Origin of the sequence: Enterococcus mundtii, from assembly GCF_002947535.1 — a bacterium.
Taxonomy (GTDB): Bacteria; Bacillota; Bacilli; order Lactobacillales; family Enterococcaceae; genus Enterococcus_B; species Enterococcus_B mundtii_B.
The window spans coordinates 171,603-189,406 of sequence record NZ_PUAP01000027.1 but is presented as its reverse complement, the minus strand read 5'-3'; the positions used below and the strand labels follow the sequence as shown (position 1 = coordinate 189,406).

General features: G+C 39.5%; 21 protein-coding genes. 8 read left to right on the top strand and 13 right to left on the bottom strand.

From position 1 onward, the window contains the following. Positions 1-9: 9 nt before the first annotated feature. From CUS89_RS09500 to CUS89_RS09480, 5 genes are all read right to left on the bottom strand, one after another. Complete coding sequence (locus tag CUS89_RS09500) at positions 10-1,218, bottom strand: dihydrolipoamide acetyltransferase family protein (RefSeq protein WP_104871931.1); 1,209 nt, start codon at positions 1,216-1,218, stop codon at positions 10-12. A gap of 14 nt (positions 1,219-1,232) precedes the next feature. Continuing rightward, positions 1,233-2,216, bottom strand: a complete 984-nt coding sequence (locus CUS89_RS09495; protein ID WP_104871930.1) for an alpha-ketoacid dehydrogenase subunit beta — start codon at positions 2,214-2,216, stop codon at positions 1,233-1,235. Positions 2,217-2,225: 9 nt separating this feature from the next. After that, complete coding sequence (locus tag CUS89_RS09490) at positions 2,226-3,227, bottom strand: thiamine pyrophosphate-dependent dehydrogenase E1 component subunit alpha (RefSeq protein WP_104871929.1); 1,002 nt, start codon at positions 3,225-3,227, stop codon at positions 2,226-2,228. A 53-nt stretch (positions 3,228-3,280) separates the two neighbouring features. Then, entirely contained in the window at positions 3,281-4,234 is a 954-nt protein-coding gene (locus tag CUS89_RS09485; RefSeq protein ID WP_104871928.1) for a sugar-binding transcriptional regulator, read from the bottom strand. 83 nt (positions 4,235-4,317) lie between these two features. Further along, positions 4,318-5,559, bottom strand: a complete 1,242-nt coding sequence (locus CUS89_RS09480) for an NAD(P)H-dependent oxidoreductase (RefSeq protein WP_104871927.1) — start codon at positions 5,557-5,559, stop codon at positions 4,318-4,320. Positions 5,560-5,823: 264 nt separating this feature from the next. Between CUS89_RS09480 and CUS89_RS09475 the strand changes: the two genes are divergently transcribed. Genes CUS89_RS09475 through srlE form a run of 3 tightly spaced genes read left to right on the top strand, consistent with a single transcriptional unit; the run spans position 5,824 to position 7,759 of the window. Continuing rightward, entirely contained in the window at positions 5,824-6,216 is a 393-nt protein-coding gene (locus CUS89_RS09475; protein WP_104871926.1) for a transcriptional regulator GutM, read from the top strand. After that, on the top strand, positions 6,216-6,737 hold the full coding sequence (gene srlA, locus CUS89_RS09470; protein WP_104871925.1) for a PTS glucitol/sorbitol transporter subunit IIC: 522 nt from the start codon (positions 6,216-6,218) through the stop codon (positions 6,735-6,737). Before CUS89_RS09475 ends, srlA begins: the two co-directional genes overlap by 1 nt. 26 nt (positions 6,738-6,763) lie before the next feature. Further along, positions 6,764-7,759 (top strand): PTS glucitol/sorbitol transporter subunit IIB, encoded by a 996-nt coding sequence (gene srlE, locus CUS89_RS09465; protein WP_104871924.1) that lies wholly within the window; start codon positions 6,764-6,766, stop codon positions 7,757-7,759. Positions 7,760-7,945: 186 nt separating this feature from the next. On the opposite strand, the gene CUS89_RS09460 is transcribed toward srlE, so the two are convergent. The 3 genes from CUS89_RS09460 to CUS89_RS09445 all read right to left on the bottom strand — a co-directional run bounded on the left by CUS89_RS09460 (position 7,946) and on the right by CUS89_RS09445 (position 9,356). Beyond that, positions 7,946-8,287, bottom strand: coding sequence for a DUF1622 domain-containing protein (locus CUS89_RS09460; protein ID WP_181055347.1), 342 nt, complete (start codon positions 8,285-8,287; stop codon positions 7,946-7,948). 14 nt (positions 8,288-8,301) lie between these two features. Continuing rightward, positions 8,302-8,664 carry a DUF1622 domain-containing protein gene (locus CUS89_RS09455; protein WP_104871922.1) on the bottom strand — a complete coding sequence of 121 codons (363 nt, stop codon included), beginning with the start codon at positions 8,662-8,664 and terminating at the stop codon, positions 8,302-8,304. 440 nt (positions 8,665-9,104) lie between these two features. Continuing rightward, positions 9,105-9,356, bottom strand: a complete 252-nt coding sequence (locus tag CUS89_RS09445; RefSeq protein WP_104871921.1) for an AbrB family transcriptional regulator — start codon at positions 9,354-9,356, stop codon at positions 9,105-9,107. A 231-nt stretch (positions 9,357-9,587) separates the two neighbouring features. Between CUS89_RS09445 and CUS89_RS09440 the strand changes: the two genes are divergently transcribed. Next, the gene (locus CUS89_RS09440) at positions 9,588-9,716 is read left to right on the top strand and encodes a hypothetical protein (RefSeq protein WP_019724379.1); all 129 of its coding nucleotides are present in this window, start codon (positions 9,588-9,590) and stop codon (positions 9,714-9,716) included. A 48-nt stretch (positions 9,717-9,764) separates the two neighbouring features. After that, positions 9,765-11,459 carry an oleate hydratase gene (locus tag CUS89_RS09435; protein WP_104871920.1) on the top strand — a complete coding sequence of 565 codons (1,695 nt, stop codon included), beginning with the start codon at positions 9,765-9,767 and terminating at the stop codon, positions 11,457-11,459. A gap of 89 nt (positions 11,460-11,548) precedes the next feature. Here CUS89_RS09435 and CUS89_RS09430 read toward each other — a convergent pair whose 3' ends face one another. Next, positions 11,549-12,391 (bottom strand): hypothetical protein, encoded by an 843-nt coding sequence (locus tag CUS89_RS09430; RefSeq protein ID WP_146103412.1) that lies wholly within the window; start codon positions 12,389-12,391, stop codon positions 11,549-11,551. Between the two features lie 248 nt (positions 12,392-12,639). Between CUS89_RS09430 and CUS89_RS09425 the strand changes: the two genes are divergently transcribed. Then, positions 12,640-13,773 carry an alcohol dehydrogenase catalytic domain-containing protein gene (locus CUS89_RS09425; protein WP_019723244.1) on the top strand — a complete coding sequence of 378 codons (1,134 nt, stop codon included), beginning with the start codon at positions 12,640-12,642 and terminating at the stop codon, positions 13,771-13,773. A 27-nt stretch (positions 13,774-13,800) separates the two neighbouring features. Further along, entirely contained in the window at positions 13,801-14,127 is a 327-nt protein-coding gene (locus CUS89_RS09420; protein ID WP_010736481.1) for a YrhK family protein, read from the top strand. A 21-nt stretch (positions 14,128-14,148) separates the two neighbouring features. On the opposite strand, the gene CUS89_RS09415 is transcribed toward CUS89_RS09420, so the two are convergent. Then, entirely contained in the window at positions 14,149-14,607 is a 459-nt protein-coding gene (locus CUS89_RS09415; protein ID WP_181055346.1) for a GNAT family N-acetyltransferase, read from the bottom strand. Between the two features lie 202 nt (positions 14,608-14,809). On the opposite strand from CUS89_RS09415, the gene CUS89_RS09410 reads away from it, so the two are divergent. Beyond that, positions 14,810-15,538, top strand: coding sequence for a class I SAM-dependent methyltransferase (locus tag CUS89_RS09410; RefSeq protein WP_104871917.1), 729 nt, complete (start codon positions 14,810-14,812; stop codon positions 15,536-15,538). A 127-nt stretch (positions 15,539-15,665) separates the two neighbouring features. On the opposite strand, the gene CUS89_RS09405 is transcribed toward CUS89_RS09410, so the two are convergent. From CUS89_RS09405 to CUS89_RS09395, 3 genes are all read right to left on the bottom strand, one after another. After that, the gene (locus CUS89_RS09405) at positions 15,666-16,067 is read right to left on the bottom strand and encodes an MmcQ/YjbR family DNA-binding protein (RefSeq protein ID WP_066026160.1); all 402 of its coding nucleotides are present in this window, start codon (positions 16,065-16,067) and stop codon (positions 15,666-15,668) included. A 126-nt stretch (positions 16,068-16,193) separates the two neighbouring features. Beyond that, positions 16,194-17,447 (bottom strand): PTS sugar transporter subunit IIC, encoded by a 1,254-nt coding sequence (locus CUS89_RS09400; protein ID WP_065096885.1) that lies wholly within the window; start codon positions 17,445-17,447, stop codon positions 16,194-16,196. 35 nt (positions 17,448-17,482) lie between these two features. Further along, on the bottom strand, positions 17,483-17,800 hold the full coding sequence (locus CUS89_RS09395) for a PTS lactose/cellobiose transporter subunit IIA (protein WP_019723249.1): 318 nt from the start codon (positions 17,798-17,800) through the stop codon (positions 17,483-17,485). Between the last annotated feature and the right edge of the window lie 4 nt (positions 17,801-17,804).

Sequence of the window (17,804 nt, the reverse complement as noted above, 5' to 3'; positions counted from 1 at the left end):
CTCCAATTCCTACAATAAAAACCCAAGAGGATTTTCCAATAACGTGACGATTTGTGTAAGAAACGCTGATGCTGGTGCGCCATCTACTACACGATGATCAAACGACAAGCTTAATTCTACGACTGAACGATTTGTTACTTCATTCAATGTTGAGTCAAATACCACCTTCTCATACATGCCACCAACCCCTAAAATCGCCACTTCAGGTTTGTTGATAATCGGGTTGAACTGTTTGACTTTTGATCGTCCCAAAGAGCTGATCGTAAATGTACCGCCACTCATCTCTGCATTCGTCAAGTTGCCTTCTCGTGCCTTCTTCGTTTTTTCTTTGATTGCTGTTGTCAAATCAGCTAACCCTAGTTGTTCTGCTGATTGGATGACTGGAACAACTAAACCATCTTCTAAAGCCACTGCAATCCCCAAATGAATGTTTGGAAACACCGCGATACCTTCCTCTAATGCGTGGGCGTTGAATATTGGAAAGTCTTTCAAAGCAATCATCGCCGCCTTGGCAAAAATCTCCAGATAAGAAATACGTTCGTTGGTTTTCTGCTCGATCATTGGTAATAGTTGTTGACGTAATTCAACGACTTTCGTCAAATCAACTTCAGCTGTCATCGTTACATGAGGAATAGTCGTTTTGCTAGCGACCATTTTATCAGCAATTGCTTTACGTAGTGGCTTCCAAGGAATAAGATTACTTTCAATTGCCTTTTCCTGAACAGCTTGTTCTTGTTTAGGAGTGAAATTTTTGACATCACTCAGATGGATGCGACCTTTAGGCCCTGTTCCTGTCACATCTGCTAATGGAATGTCTCTTTCTCTTGCAAGACGTCTTGCAGATGGTGTCGCCCGGATGGTATTTATTCCTAAGGCTGCGGGTACAGACTCTTCTACTTGTGTTGAAGTTACTTCTTCCGTAGGAGTCTCTACCGTTGCTTCCTCTTTGGAATCAGGCATTTGTAACGGCACTTCTTCATTTTGTTCACCAATATAAGCGATGATCGAATTGACTGGTGCGCTTTCCCCATCTTGCAAATATCTCTTTAGTAAGTAGCCTTCTTCATATGCTTCTACTTCGATGGCTATTTTATCTGTCATCACTTCAAAGATTGGATCGCCAATTGCAATGGCTTCTCCTTCCTTTTTCAGCCACATTGTAATTGTGCCTTCTGCCATCGTTGAACTTAGTTTAGGCATCAAAACTTCATGAGCCATATTCTACCGCCTTCCTATTTTTTTGCCATCAGCTTTTCACAAGCTTCCACAATATCTGCTACTTGTGGCACTGCTTTTTTCTCTAATTCAGGATGGTATGGCATTGGGATCTCCGCGCCTGCTAAACGCACGATCGGTGCATCTAAGAAATCAAAAGATTCACTTTCTGCGATCACACTTGCCAATTCTGCACTAAAGCCACTTCGCTTCACCGATTCTGTCACAACGACCGCACGTCCAGTCTTCATCACTGAATTAGTGATTGTTTTTTTGTCTAACGGTACCAATGTCCGTGGATCGACCACTTCAATACTGATCTTTTTTTCTTGCAAAATTTTGGCAGCTTCGATTGCTTTATGAACCATGATCCCTGTTGCCACCACCGTGATATCCGTTCCAACTTCTTTAATATCTGCTACTCCGATCGGGATCGTGTATTTTTCTGCTGGCACATCTGAAGTTGTCCGATAACATAATTTATGTTCATAAAACATGACTGGATTATCGTCTTCGATCGCTGCATGTAATAACCCTTTTGCATCATACGCTGTTGCCGGTTGGATCACTTTCAATCCTGGGATATGAGCCGTCCAATTTTCTAAACTTTGTGAATGTTGGGCAGCTGCGCCGGTTCCTGAACCACCTGGGGTTCTCATCACTAAAGGAATTCTTGCCTTGCCACCATACATGTAGCGGATTTTTGCCGCTTGGTTCACGATTTGATCCAATGCGATCGTAATAAAATCAGAGAATTGGATCTCAAAGATCGGCCTCATGCCGGTCATAGCTGAGCCAACAGCCGCACCTGCGATGGCTGACTCTGAAATAGGTGTAGAACGTATACGCTCCTCACCAAATTCTTCGACCATTCCACGAGTCACTCCGAAAGCGCCTCCATAAATCCCGATATCTTCACCTAACATAAATACATCTTCGTTTTCTCTCATTGCTTCAGAAAGTGCTTCTTTCACAGCTTCTGCATAAGTAATTTCTCTCATGACTTCCTCCTACTCTGCATAAACATCTTCATACATCGTTTCAACCGCAACCATTGGACTTGTTTCTCCAAATTTCACTGCATCAATGATCGACTGTTTTGCCTGTTTTTTGATTTCCTCAGCTTCTTCATCAGTGAAGATACCCGCAGCAACCAACGTTTTCTTGGTTCGCTCGATTGGATCTCTTTCTGTTCGCCACTGTTCTTCTTCTTGTTTCGTGCGATATTTTTTAGCATCTGATTTTGAATGACCTTTCCAACGATACGTCAATGCTTCGATCAGAGTCGGTCCTTCACCACGGCGTGCTTTTTCTACCGCCCGATGGGTCGTTTCAATCACTTCGAGTAAATCATTTCCGTCAATTGTCACACCTTCGATGCCATACGCTTTTGCCCGCTCGGATAAGTTTTGGACTCTTGTCATTTTTTCAATTGGTCCGCTCATCCCATATTTATTATTTTCAATAAAGAAGACAACAGGCAGATCCCAGATCGCAGCCAAGTTCAACGCTTCATGGAAGCTCCCTTCATTCGTCGAACCGTCTCCTCCATAAGATAAGGCAACTTGGTTTGTTTTCTTCATTTTTGAAGATAATGCGGCACCTACAGCAATCGGATAACCACCGCCAACAATGCCATTGGCGCCTAAGTTTCCGGTATCTAGATCTGCAATATGCATAGAGCCGCCTTTGCCATTATTCGTACCAGTGGTTCGGCCAAATAACTCTGCCATCATTTCATTCACATTGGTGCCTTTAGCAATCGTATGACCATGACCTCGGTGAGTAGAAGTGATCCAATCTGTTTTTCTTAACACCGCTCCGCTTCCCGCAGCTGTTGCTTCTTGTCCTACGGCTAAATGTGTGGTGCCATGGATCAGTCCACGTGCAAAAAGCTCATCTACCTTTTCGTCAAAAAAACGAATCTCCCACATTTTATAAAAAATATCTTTCAACTCTTCATCTGCAAGATTCGCACTATTTTCAATAGACATAGATTTATTTTTTTCCATGTATTTTCTCCTTTTGTTTTGCCTAAAACACATATAGATTTCGCCTATAGGGATCAGATATATTCATTCAAAAGAAATTTCGCAGTATCTTCATCAATGATCAACACATCGACCAAATGATTCGTCAAAGCTGCGTTGATCCCTTTCACTTTATCTTTTCCTCCAGCAGCAGCAATTTTCAATGGAATTTTCTTTAAATCAGCTACTTCGAGTGACAACACACGTTTATTCCATTCGCAGTCTACTACAGAGCCTTCTTCGTTGATGAAGTTATAACAAATATCACCAATGATTTCACCGTTGGTAAAATCGACTTTCATCCCATCCTCTTTCGCTAAATAAGCTTTGGTCATTGTGGAATAGACAGGCGTGCCACCTATCCCAACCAAGGAAATATCGGCATTTTTAGCTTCTTCTAATACGTTCTTGATAAAGGATTGACTTAAAAAGACTTGTTTGGCTTCCGCTGAATCCACAGTGATCGGTGCATGTAATTCCAGCGCGATCCCACCACATTTATTGGCAAGCAACTCGCAAATCACATTGGATTGCAAACTAACATGCTCTCGACCTAATCCTCCTACCATCGGAATAAAACGAACATTCGATAGATGGTTTTTTACCGAAAAAATCACTGCGGCTTCATGAAGCGTCGTGCCTGCTGAGATAGCAATCGTCATATCCGCTTTGATGATTCTAGAAAGATATCTAGCAGTCGCGATCCCTAGTCTTTTGTTTAGTGATTCTTCTCCAATCGAATGGACACAAATGACCTCTTTCAATTGATATTTTTTTTGGATCTTTTGTTCCAACCGTTGAAATGGATGAATCAAATCATCGTGGATAATGATTTCTACTAAGCCTAAACTACGTGCTTTTGCCAGATATTTCGACACAAGTGAGCGGCTGATACTAAATTTTTTAGCAATTTCTTCTTGCTTTGCTCCTTCGTTATAATACATAGATGCGAGTTCCACTAATAAGCGCTTGTCATCTGAATACCCCATTTGAATCCCTCCAATAGTATAGATGCTTGATTACTATTGATTTTAACACACTTCAAAATGGTGACTTATTTCAAAATCAACGATTAAAACATGCTATCCTGTAACTTTCTAAGCTTCCAGACTGTCGTCGATTGATCTAATTCCACATCATCTTCTGTAATAAAAGTACCTTCTTTGATCGTGCGTTTCGCTACGACTTCGCCTGAGATCAAACCAATCGGGATATGCCCTTCGCTGACCATGTCGACATGAGTTTCTAGAACACCACGAACACTATAACCACCGATTCCATCCAGGCGCTCCCCTTGGTTGATCGTCTTTTTAGCCACTGCGACAGTTTCTGAAATAGGTGCTCCAAGAGGAACGATCGCATGATCATTTCGTAAAACAGCTTTAGCAATCGTGATAGGAGTTTCTAAACTTGCTAAGTGGAAAGGTCGATACAATAGATGATGGTCGCCTTCTTTTTGCATCAAATAATTCAATTCATGCTTCACTCCGTCATTTTGGCCTTTTACGATGACAAACACACCAGGTGCCAAACCGTCGACATATTCGACTACACCAAATTTATCAAGGATTCCACCATTTTCTTTAATGTCCAAATCTTTGACTACTGAGTTTTGATCCCCAGCGATTCCATGCATCCCAACTTTATCAGGTACAAAACCGATCGCATTCGACAATAAGTTCATCTCTGCCATTGTTTTTGTGCCGTCTTTAAACGCCGCTAACATATGAGGCGCCATTTTTTTCTTCAATGCTTCTTCACGGCATGTATCTGGATTAGCAGAAATATTCAGCTTATTATTTTTCCCTTTTCCTGCGACTAATACTTCCATCCCCATTGATTTAGCAAATTCAAAGAGTTCAGTTGTCGCAGCTGGTTCATCACCATCCGACCCCGTATAAACTAAATTAGCGGTCTGATAAAGTTTGTGCATCAAAGAACCTACTGTAATATCGATTTCAACATTCAAGAGTACTAAATGTTTCTTAGCAACCAAGGTTTCCATCGCAATTTTTGCCCCTACTTCTGGTACCCCTGTTGCATCAACAATCACTTCAACATCATCTGAATAAATAACTTCTTTAAAATCAGTGACTGTTAAAATTTTATGTTGATTCGTACTTGAAGCTTTATAAGCCGCTGCCGCACTTTGTGCAAAATCTAGTCGGATATCACTGATGCCTGTGACAGCCATTCCAGGGATCGTTGCGATCTGTGCAATCATCCCAAAGCCCATTTGACCGGCACCGATCACCCCTATTTTTATTGGCGCTCCTTGGTTCTCTCTTTCTAATAATTGTTGATAAATAGTCATTCTCAGCTCTCCTTTAACAAAATATACTTGACGTAACATTTGATACAATTCAATAGTAAAATGTTTAACAACCGATTGTCAACGCTTACATTAAAATTAGAAGTGCACACTCTCATCTTTACCTAATGTTCCTCAAAATTCACAAAGTTCACATTTGTTCCATAATAAAGAATATGTGAATAAATGGTTGACTTTCGTAATTCTGCAATTTAGTATTTTAAATATAAAGCGCTTACAAATAACAACAGGAAAGGAGTTCCACTTATGTTCCAATATAAATCACTTGTTTTCTTGCTCGCTGCATGTTGGGTGATCCAGATCCTATTATCTTATTTGCAGCATATCAACTACCGTAAAGAATTGAATGAAATCAAAAAGCGCCACACTGGTTTTTTAGGCGTAGGCATAGCTAAAGCGAAGTTTAATTTAGGAAGAGGCGTGATTCTTTTATTAGTGACAGATCAAAATGGCCTTATCTTATCCTGTAGGGAAATGTCAGGTGTCACAATATTTGCCAGATTCAAAGAGAAAAAAGAGTTTATTGGAAAGAAAACAAACGAAACATTTAACTTACTTTCTAATAAGCAAAGAAAAGCAGCATTTGACCAAGCACTTCAATTGATCCAAATGGAAAAAAATAGACTGGAGGTAGTTTAATGGATTTTTTAGTATCGATTGCAGAAAATTTTATTGGAGTTTTTGATGCTGGTGGAGAGAACTTGATGGGATTGATCACCGGTATCCTGCCAACTTTAGTAGTTTTATTGACATTTGTTAATGCCCTCATCGCTCTGGTTGGTGAAGAGCGTGTATCGTCATTCGCACAATTTTGTACGAAAAACATCCTTTTACGTTATAGCATCTTTCCTCTATTAGCTGTTTTCTTCTTGACCAATCCAATGTGTTATTCTTTTGGACGTTTCTTAAAAGAGAAACAAAAACCCGCTTTCTACGATTCTGCTGTTTCATTAGTCCACCCGATCACTGGTCTATTTCCCCACGCAAATGCTGGTGAACTATTTGTCTGGACTGGGATTGCTTCAGGATTGACCACATTAGGTCTATCCGTCATGCCTTTAGCCGTCCGCTACTTTTTAGTGGGAATGGTCGTCATTACGATCCGCGGAATCGTTACAGAATTATTGACAAAAATCATGTGGAAAGAAACGGCTGAATAAACTGTCATCGAAAGGGAGGAAAAGTTATGTCCAATAAAGTCATTGTCAGTCCAGGTACTAAAGGGTGGGGTGGCCCATTGACCTTACAACCAACCAGCGAAAAAACTGTCGTTGCTTCAGTCACCGGTGGAGGTATCCATCCGGTTGCGCAAAAAATCGCTGAATTGCTAGATGTTGAGGCAGTTGATGGGTTTAAAGAAAAAGTTGAACCTGAAAAAATGATTTGCGCAGTTGTCGACTGTGGAGGAACAGCTCGTTGTGGTGTTTATCCAAAGTTGAATGTGATGACTGTTAATCTACATCCGACAACACCTTCTGGTCCATTAATGAAATTTATCAACGAAAAGAACTTCGTTTCAGGTGTCACACTAGAAGACATCGCGATCGCTGGCGAAGAAGCTGCAACTCGTATAGAACCAGTAACAGAAGCTGAACCTACGAAAAAAGAACAAGTGACTGAGGCAAAAGCTAAGGTCGCTGAAACACAAGGCGGTTTTTTAGGTCTCATCAATAAACTTGGTCGATCCGTCGGGAACGTCGTTGGGATTTTCTATCAAGCAGGTCGTGATACGATTGATATCGTCATAAAAAATATTCTACCCTTTATGGCATTTGTCAGTATGTTGGTAGGAATTATCAACTACACAGGAATCGGTGATATCATCGCAAGTGGCGTGAAACCTTTATCCGGCAGTGTCGTCGGTTTAGTCATCCTTTCTCTGATTTGTTCGATCCCTGTGTTATCACCAGTTCTAGGTCCCGGAGCAGTCATTGCTCAAGTCGTTGGTGTATTGCTCGGTGTGGAAATTGGCAAAGGAACGATTGCTCCTGCCATGGCTCTGCCTGCACTTTTTGCCATCAACTCTCAAGCAGGTGCAGATTTCACACCAGTCGGTTTAACCCTTGCCGAAGCAGAGCCTTATACAGTTGAGATTGGCGTACCTGCTGTTCTTTTCTCTCGACTGTTAACTGGTCCTTTAGCAGTGATCTTGGCTTGGTTAGCTAGTTTTGGATTGTATTGATCCACACTGACTGGAAAGTCCAGTTTTAAATCATAATCATTAGGAAATCGCTCTGGAAGTGTGCAACTCCTATGAAAAATAAGCGCTAAATCTCAAAAATTTTTATCCAAATTTTTGAGATTTGACGCTTATTTTTGAGCTAATATCTTCTGTCACAGCTTCATTCTCTTAGTTTGACCATTGAATTTAGACATCCGCTGGACCGATTTCTTTATTCAAGAAATAAGAGATGATCGTACGAATCACGACTAATGCGGCTAATTGAAAAATATCTTGTAATGTCGGCTTGATGATCGACTCAATGATCCCAGCAGAAATCAATATCTCTAAACTCAACAAGATATACCCACCTAGCATTTTTTTGATGCCGTTATTTTGATGGACCCGTTCATTCTGTTTAAAAGATTGATTCAAGGCATCTTTCAAAAAATCTTTGATTGAGAGAAACCCTCCCCATAATAAGATCACGATGGCAAAAACATCTAAAATCAAGACTAACCATTCAAGGTATGGATAAAGAAGTGTCATCCAACTATTCTCCACTAAACTTCCCTTCTTTCATGCGATACATGACTCGCTATTTCCAAATTCAAAAAATAGGAGATGATCGTACGTATAATGATGATCAATGCCAATTTCAAAATATCAGACCAAGTCGGTTTGATCACAGATTCAATGATATCTGCCACGACAAGCACCTCTAAACTCAACAAAATATAGCTAGCAAGTAATTTTCGAGCATCTGCATTCCGACGATTACGCATCGGATAATCTTTGATCAACGGACGATCCATCATTAAATTTTTCAAAACTAAAAAGATCCCAACAAGCAAGACTAAAATTGAGAACACATTCAAAATCGCAATCAGCCATTCCAATAAATGGACCAACGTTTCACTAAACATCCTAACACCCCACTTTTTCTTCTACTCCTATCCTACTAAGAGTACGGAGTTTCGTCCAGTTTGAACAAAAAAAGAAAACCAAACTAGAAATAATACATACACCTTTACTAAAACTAACTATTAGCTATTGAACGCTGAGCTTCATCTGACGTTGCTGAAAAATATTACCGATCAAAATAAGATGTTTCTTTTTAACTATTCGGTAACATATGCATATTTTTTTCGATTCGTATATGATATGTACGTTCATGAAAATGATCTAACATAGATACTTATTCATATATTTCAAGGAAATTTTTAGTAAGTTCTATTGATTGATAGATCATCCTTGTAAAATGTCGAATATTTTCTTTAGATAAAAATAATTCATCTCTCCATCCATTGATCAACTGCTCTAACCCCTGGCGAAAACTCTCCGAATACACTATCGTATATACCATCTACTCACCCCAACCATACTTACTAAAAGTATCTTTCATTTCAGATTCGGAAACTACTAAACCTTTTGAGAAATCAGTAAATGCTTTTTCTATTTCTTTACGGTCTTGTTCTCTCATCACTTCCTTTGTATCAATTATCAATGTTGTACCTTCTTTCATATAGCTCAAAATATCCCCCTTAGGTAACCCAAGTTCCTTAGGTAAAATGATACCGACAATGTTCCCAATTTTTCTCACCTTTAAACTCTTCATCTTTTCCACACCTTTCTGATTCACATGAATTAAAAACGCGTTATAACTCATTCCCAAAATTTTTTTACTTCTCTTTATTAAGAATTTATTACAAAATACACTAAAAAACAGACACTTCCTCTGAACTGTCAAAAATTCTGGTTGCTCACTTACCCTATCATTTGGCTTATTTTTCTAAACGCTCTATGCTTTGAAGTAGAAATAGTTCACAAACCAAAAGGAGGTTTTTTTATGAGCAAGAAATGGTTGAAAGTAGGCATTGGCTTAGGACTAGTCGCTATAGGTGCTGTTTATCTTGGCAAAAAAACAGGCTTACTAGAAGATGATAGTCACCTTTATGATGAATTTGAATCAATCTAGAAAATTAGCCAGAATACAATGATTTAGGAGATATTGGAGGATTGGACAATGCAAAAAAAGAAAGCAATTATGATTGGTGCAGGAATCGCGAATATGGCAGCAGCTGTTTATTTGATCCAAGAAGGCAAATGGCGTGGAGATCAAATCACTTTCTACTCCTTAGATGACCATGGATCAAATGATGGTGCTCCTGTGGACACAGTTACTGATGAATATTGGAACAAAAATCACCCATTAGAAAATCAAAAAGGCTACGTTGCACGTGGTGGACGTATGCTGAATTACCGTACGTATGTCGATTTGATGGATTTACTCAGTCGCATCCCTTCTGCCACAGAACCAGGCATGACTGCGGAAGAAGACACACGTGATTTTGATGCCAAACATCCGACTTTTGATAAAGCTCGTTTGTTGGAAGGTGGCAAGGGAATCATTGATGGTGGTAAATTAGGTTTCAATAATAAAGATCGCGTATTATTGACGAAACTGATCGCCATGCCTGATTCAGAAGAAGAAAAATTAGATAATGTGACGATTGCTGAGTATTTCAAAGATGATCCCCATTTCTTTGAAACAAACTTCTGGTTTATGTGGGAAACGACTTTTGCTTTTCGAACACGTAGTTCTGCACAAGAATTACGGCGCTATATGCACCAAATGATTTATGAGTTTACTCAAATCGAGCATTTAGTTGGGGTCAATCGGACACGCTATAATCAATATGAAAGCATTATGTTGCCACTGATCAACTATTTGAAAGAACAAGGCTGTAAAATCATTTTGAATCGTCGTGTCGTTGACTGGGAATTTAAAGAAACAGCGATGCAAGATGAAATCACGGTGACAGGCTTGAAGATGATCAATACAAAAACACAAGAAGAAGAACATGTCGTCGTTGATGGAGATACTGGCGTATTATTTACGAATGGTTCGATCACTGATTCAGCAACACTTGGCGACTACGAAACACCCGCAGAGGAAAATATGGATTACGGTGCTGCTTCTAGTTTATGGAAAAAAGCCAGTGAAAAATTCTACAATTTAGGTAATCCAGATAAATTTTTCGCAGATCGTGACGCAAGTGAATGGGTCAGCTTTACGTTGACAACGAAAAATCATGTGCTGTTAAACGAGATCACACGTATCACGACACAAGAACCAGGTAATGCGTTGAATTCATTTATTTCAACAACACCGATCACCCCACTTAGTCAAAAAGATGTCAATATGTCGATCGTCGTGCATCACCAACCGCATTTCACTTCACAAAAACCGAATGAAACAGTGATTTGGGGCTACTTCTTGTATCCAAGACGTCGTGGTGAATTTGTCGACAAAGAGTATATTAAAATGAACGGAAAAGAAATGTTGGAAGAATTGCTTGGTCAGCTTTCGAAAGTTGATCCTGGTCCAGTAAACATTCGCGAAAAAGAAACCGAGATCTATGATAGTGTCATCAATAATATTCCGGTTTATATGCCATATGCTTCTGCCTTATTCAACAATCGTGCAAAAAGCGATCGACCAAAAGTCATTCCTAAACATTCAACAAACCTTGCCTTTACTGGTGAGTTCGTTGAACAGCCTTATCAAATGATCTTTACCGAACAAAGTGCTGTTCGTTCAGGAGAAATTGCGGCATTCCATTTTGCAGGTATTCCAATGTCACGTTTGGTGAAAACACCACGTTATGACAAAGATATCCCTACGTTGATGCGTGCAGCGAAAAAAATGTTTGATTGAGGTTGTGAAGTCCACTTTTCTATGCTGCTTCAGTTCTAAAACAAGAGTCCTCCACCTATGGAATAGGCGGAGAACTCTTGTTTTTTCGGCTATTTTTGATTTTTCCCGATGCTTCTCTTTTTGTTTTCTCTTTTCGCAAGGAGCCATGCGAAGCCACCCATAACGATCTCACTTCCACCGATCAGTAAAACAATCAGAGTAAAGTTAGAAAGATACGTCCGCATCAAGTCTTGAAGTGAATCCATTTGCTCATCCGTCTGCAAAATCTGCGCATAGTATAAAGTTGCGGCAAATGCTAGACTTATCAATCCAGCACCCATCAGACTACACGCAAATTTTTTGATACGTGATCGGATAGATCCCGGATTGAAATAAATGAATCCAGCTAAGATCAATAGGCTCACACTCACAATGCCCCAAGCATAGTCAAGTACCTGTTGGCTCAACTCAGTGATTCCTCGAATAAAAAGATGCAGATAACTTGGTTGTACACTCCGTTCAAAGATCCCGCCGATCATATGTAAAGCTAGTTCTTCTCCTGCAGTTCCTTCTTCAATATCGATGTCATGTTCTGCTTTATATGTATGGATCGTCTCTTTGATATGTTCTTCCAACTCCGTCGCTTGGATCAAGCTTGGTTGCTTGTCGCGATAGGTTTCTTTGATGAAATGCTCGATATTCTTTTTGACTAATTCCTCGGATACACTGTCGGCAAGCACCTCTGGAGTGACTCTTGCTTCTTGGTGGTAGCTCTGGACACGACCATTGATCTCTCTCGTTACTTTTTGTATGTAGTTTGCTTGTTTGATTTGTTCATTCATAAATCCTTCATTTGCTAAAGTCGTATAAAAAAGTCCGCCAATCGATAAAAAAAAGAGCAAGACCGTACACACAACTCCTATAATTATTTTGATTAATCGACTATTTCTCATTTCTCTCCTTTCCTATGTCAGCACAAAAAATTGTTCTTTTACGTTTTATTTTGTTGAAAATCAACTACTATAATTATAACTTTCAGTCAATAAAACTACAACTTCCTTTTTTCGTCAAAAGTTATTTTACTGTTTTAACTTAAAACTAAAAGCGCGTTTCATTGTGAAAAAAAGTAACATTCCCTTAGAATGAGTTTATAAATAACTATCGTTAGTTTTATTAACGAAAACAGGAGAGGAGCACTACGATGAAAGCAGTCACTTGGCAAGGAAAGCAAAAAATGGAAATTAGAAATGTTGATGATCCAAAAATTTTAGCACCAACCGATGCAATCATCCGTATCACTGCAACAGCGATTTGTGGATCTGATCTCCATCTTTATCACCATGGGGAATCCGTTATGGAAAAAGGCTATGTCGTTGGACATGAACCTATGGGGATCGTTGAAGAAGTTGGTTCTGAAGTGAAAAAGTTGAAAAAAGGACAACGTGTAGTTATTCCTTTTAATATTAGCTGTGGCCATTGCCATTTTTGTGCAAACCATATGGAAAGTCAGTGTGATAATTCCAATCAGGAAGAATTATACGGTGGATTATTCGGTTTTGGTAAATTGAACGGAAATCATTGGGGTGGTCAAGCGGAGTATCTTCGGGTGCCTTTCGCCGACTCTACGTCATTTATCGTTCCAGATAATGATTTACCTGATGAAAAAGTTTTATTTTTATCTGATATTTTACCAACCGCTTATTGGAGTGTTGCAAATGCAGGGGTAAAAAAAGATGATACGGTTGTCGTCTTAGGTTCAGGCCCTGTTGGTTTATTTGCACAAAAATTTGCTGTGATGGCAGGAGCAAAACGTGTCATTGCGGTCGATCCAGTCAAACATCGTTTGGACAAAGCGGTCCGCTATAATCAAATCGAAACATATCTATTAGACGACGTGAACCAAGCCGGAGATGATTTATATGAGTTAGCTCGTGGCGGTGCAGATGTCATCATTGATTGTGTCGGAATGGATGGCTTAGAGCCAACAAAAGAAAAAGCTAAAAATTTAGTTAGCTTACAAAGTGGAACGATCTCACCTATCCAAATGGCTGCTAAAGCGGTGAAAAAATTTGGTACAGTGCAAATCACTGGTGTTTATATGACACCTGCTTCTTCCTATCCACTTCAAGAATTCTTTATGCGCAATATCGATGTCAAACATGGGCAAGCACCGGTTGTCCACTTGATGCCAAAAATTTATGACATGATTGCAGAAGGGATGTTTGATCCAACTCAGATCATCACTCATTCGATGCCGTTAGAAGAAGCGGCTCGAGCATACGAGATTTTTGATAAAAAAGAAGATAAAAATATCAAAGTTGTTTTGAAACCTTAGAAATAAAAACTAGTTAGGTGATTTTATATGCCAAGAATCAAACGAAATACCCATGATGTCGAGATTGGCAAAGAAGAAGATATTGAGATCCGCGGACGGCGTTTTCGCTTGTATTTCCAAAATCGTTACACATTGATTTCTTTAGCGGTTGATTTACTCACAGGTATCTTTTATGTCTTAGGGAGTATTGCTTTGCTCACGAAAATCCCTGATTATTACAGTAATTACTTGTATTTGGCAGGTGCCATCTTCTTGACCACTCGCCCCATCTTACGTATCGTGCGAAATGTCTTTATTTACGATGAAAAGAAACAACGAAGAGAACAAGCGAAAAAAGAGAAGCATGAGATTTGATCCAACATCTCATGCTTCTCTTTATGTTGTTGTAGCGATTTGATACAACCGGGCAGTTGTTCCACTTTCTTCCTTGACCATAGTTAAAAATGACCAATCATATCGTTCATAAAAGGAGGTGTGGTCTGTAATCAAATAAAGTTTCTTGAACCCTAATCGATGCATCTCTTCTCTGGTTTGTTCTAATATCCATTTTGCTAATCCCTGATTCCGATGCTCCGGTTCAACATATAAAGCACAAAGATTAGGTGCTAAATCTGGACGGTCGTGGAAGTCATTTTCGATGACACCTGCTCCTCCAACGATTGCACCTTTTTCATCGAGAACAACATACCATTGAGGAATACTTTCCTTCTCGATGATTCCAGTACGTATACTTTCCGCATAAACCTCCGCAGGAATGCCCCACTTTGAGGAAAACCAACTTGCGGTTTCTTCCAGTAATTCTGGGTGTTCATTTAATTTGATCCATTGATACATATTCAACTATTAAACCTCCATTCATTATTCATGCGTCGTGTAAAACAGATCCCTAAGCATGTTTATCTATGTTTGAATTTTTGCTTCTTCTTACGACCTAAGCTAGAATAGATGTCAAAGGAGTGAGCGAGATGATTGCACACAAAAGAGACGGACTCCATGTAGTTTAAGCAAATAAAAAAATTACATGGAGGAATCAAACATGACAAATATTTACGATGATCAACAATTTTTTGACCAATACAAAGAAATGCCTCGTAGCCAAAAAGGCTTACAAGGTGCTGGAGAATGGCCCACGCTTGCAACTATCTTCCCCAATCTCCATGGACAAACAGTCCTTGATCTTGGATGTGGCTATGGTTGGCACTGTCGTTACGCTGCTTCGCAAGGGGCAAAAAAAATCATTGGTGTTGACTTGTCTGCGAAGATGCTAGAAGAAGCTAGCGCTCGAACAAATGATGACACGATCAGTTACATGCAAGACGATATTTCAACGATCCGGTTTGCGAAAGACTCATTTGATTTCGTGTTCAGTTCTTTAGCTATCCATTATGTAGAAAATTGGGAACAACTCGTCCAGCATGTCCATCACTTCCTAAAACCGAATGGGCAATTTCTTTTTTCAGTTGAACATCCTATTTTTACAGCAGATGGTCGGCAAGATTGGATTTATACAGATGATGGTCAGATCATGCACTTTCCAGTTGATCATTATTTTGACGAAGGGGAGCGTGACACAAACTTCCTAGGATCTTCTGTAAAAAAATATCATCGAACGATTACAACTTATCTTGAGACATTATTGTCTAATGGCTTTCAAATCAACCATGTGCTTGAACCAATACCACCATCACATATGTTAGATATACCTGGTATGAAAGACGAATTAAGACGTCCGATGATGTTGATTATTTCTGTGACAAAAATGTAGAGGCGAATCATCGATCTAAACATTCTTAGTCCATCTGCACAAATTTTATTAAGCGTCTGGAAATAGGTTGCCCCTATTTCCAGACCTTTTTTATCAACTAGAGAATGATTTCTGCCACTTCAAGCTTTCAATCACTTTCTATCACTGAGTTTTTGATTTCTTCTTGTTTCTTTTTAGCGAATTTCGCTAGTACCAATTCATAAGAAATCAAAATCATTTTCTCGATTTCCTCGTCTGACAATTCATCTTTGCCTAACATGATCGAATTCCAATGTTTCTTATTGGCATAGTAACCAGGTATAATGATCTCAGGGTACATCGTTCGTAATTCCTCGTTTTTTTCAGGGAAATGTTTTAACGTGATCAATGCTTTTTCATTCGCTTCTGGACTCATCATCCCAAACTGTTTACCATCCAAATCAAAATAAAGCGTTTCCCAATCTTCACGAAAATATACCCTAGCCCCTGGAAGAGTGTTCCCATATGCTTGGAATCGTTCGATCCTTTTTTGAATGTCTATTGTATTCATGCGCTATCCTCCTATTCAAATAGAATGCTTACAAAAACTATACGTTGCTTTCTGAAAAATAGCAATGATAACAGTAGTAACAAAAAAAAAACGGAAAGCAATCACTTGCTCTCCGTTTTTTATTTCTTACGCGTTCAATGCGTCTTTTTTCATTTCTTGGATCGTTGCTACTTTAACGAATGGTAGATAGATCAGAATTGAAATCAGTAAGTTGACCGCAGATAGCACTGCGCCTGAAAGACTGTTTGTTGCTAAAAATCCGCCGATCACTGGTGGTGTTACCCATGGTGGCATTACTGTAGCTGCTGGTACAAGTCCTGTTGATGTCGCAAAGTACGCAACAGTTACTAAAACCATTGGTGTTAAAATAAATGGAATAAACATCACTGGGTTCAAAACGATTGGTAGACCAAACATTGTTGGTTCGTTGATATTGAATACTCCTGGCGCAATCGATAAGTTCGTTACGACCATATAAGGTTTGTTTCTACGTCCTACTAAATAGATCGCGATCAATAATCCTAATGTTGCACCTGTACCACCTAAATTGACAAAGCTGTCAAAGAAAGGTTTGTTGACGATAAATGGTGCACTTTGGCCGTTAGCAATCGCTTCGACGTTTGCTTGGATCGCTGGCGCATTGATGGTTTGCATCAATGGATCGACCATGTTTGCTCCATGTAGTCCAAAGAACCAAAGGAACGGTGTAATAAATGCAAGTAATAATGCAGATGGGTAAGAGTTAGCAAGACCCATAAATGGTTCTTGAACCACCGTGTAGAATGCTCCAACAATATCAGCAACACCGAATGCCGCAAAGATTGCAGCAACTAGTGCGAACAATGAAATCGTGATCATTGCTGGCAATAATGACGCAAATGCTTTTGCTACTGCTGGTGGTACTCCGTCTGGCATTTTGATGATCAATTTTTCATTTCCACTTAAACGAACAAAAATCTCTGTTGAAATAATTCCGACAATAATTGCAATAAATAATCCGTTTGAACTCATGCCTAAAGCGCCGCCTAGTGCGAAGAATGAACCTAATGAGATCACTCCGGCAGATACGCCATCTTTACGGTAACCGTTTGCTAAATGATAAGCTAATAAGAACGCAATCAAAACAGAAAGAATCGCAAACGTTCCGTTCCAAGCAGCCGCACCGAACCCTTTCCATGCTTCACCACCAAAAATCGAATTCATCAATTCTTGGAATCCAGGGATAGGCAAGTTATTGATCATTACAGCTAAAGCGCCTAAGATCATTAATGGCATACTGACCATAAAAGCGTCACGAATGGCCACTAAATGGCGTTGCGCACCGATTTTTGATGCGACTGGTATAAAGTGTTTCTCCATAAATGCTACAAAGCTATCCATATCTTTTCCTCTTTTCTCCTTTAAAAAATTTTTATTTAAGCCTCTATACGACGGTATAGATCAATGATTTCTTTTGCTAAATCTGTAAACGCGATGGATGTCATCAAATGATCTTGACTATGAACGGTCAACAAAGTAACTTCCATGTGTTCCCCTTGTGCTTCTTGTGTTAATAACCCTGTTTGCGAATGATGTGCTTGGACCAATGATTCTTCTGCATCTTTGATTTTTGCATCTGCTAATTCAAAGTCGCCTTTTTTCGCAGCCGCAATCGCTTCCATTGCATCGCTTTTTGCGTTGCCGCCGAACATGATCAAGCCCATGATCGCTTCTAAATTTTTTTGATCTTCCATTTTC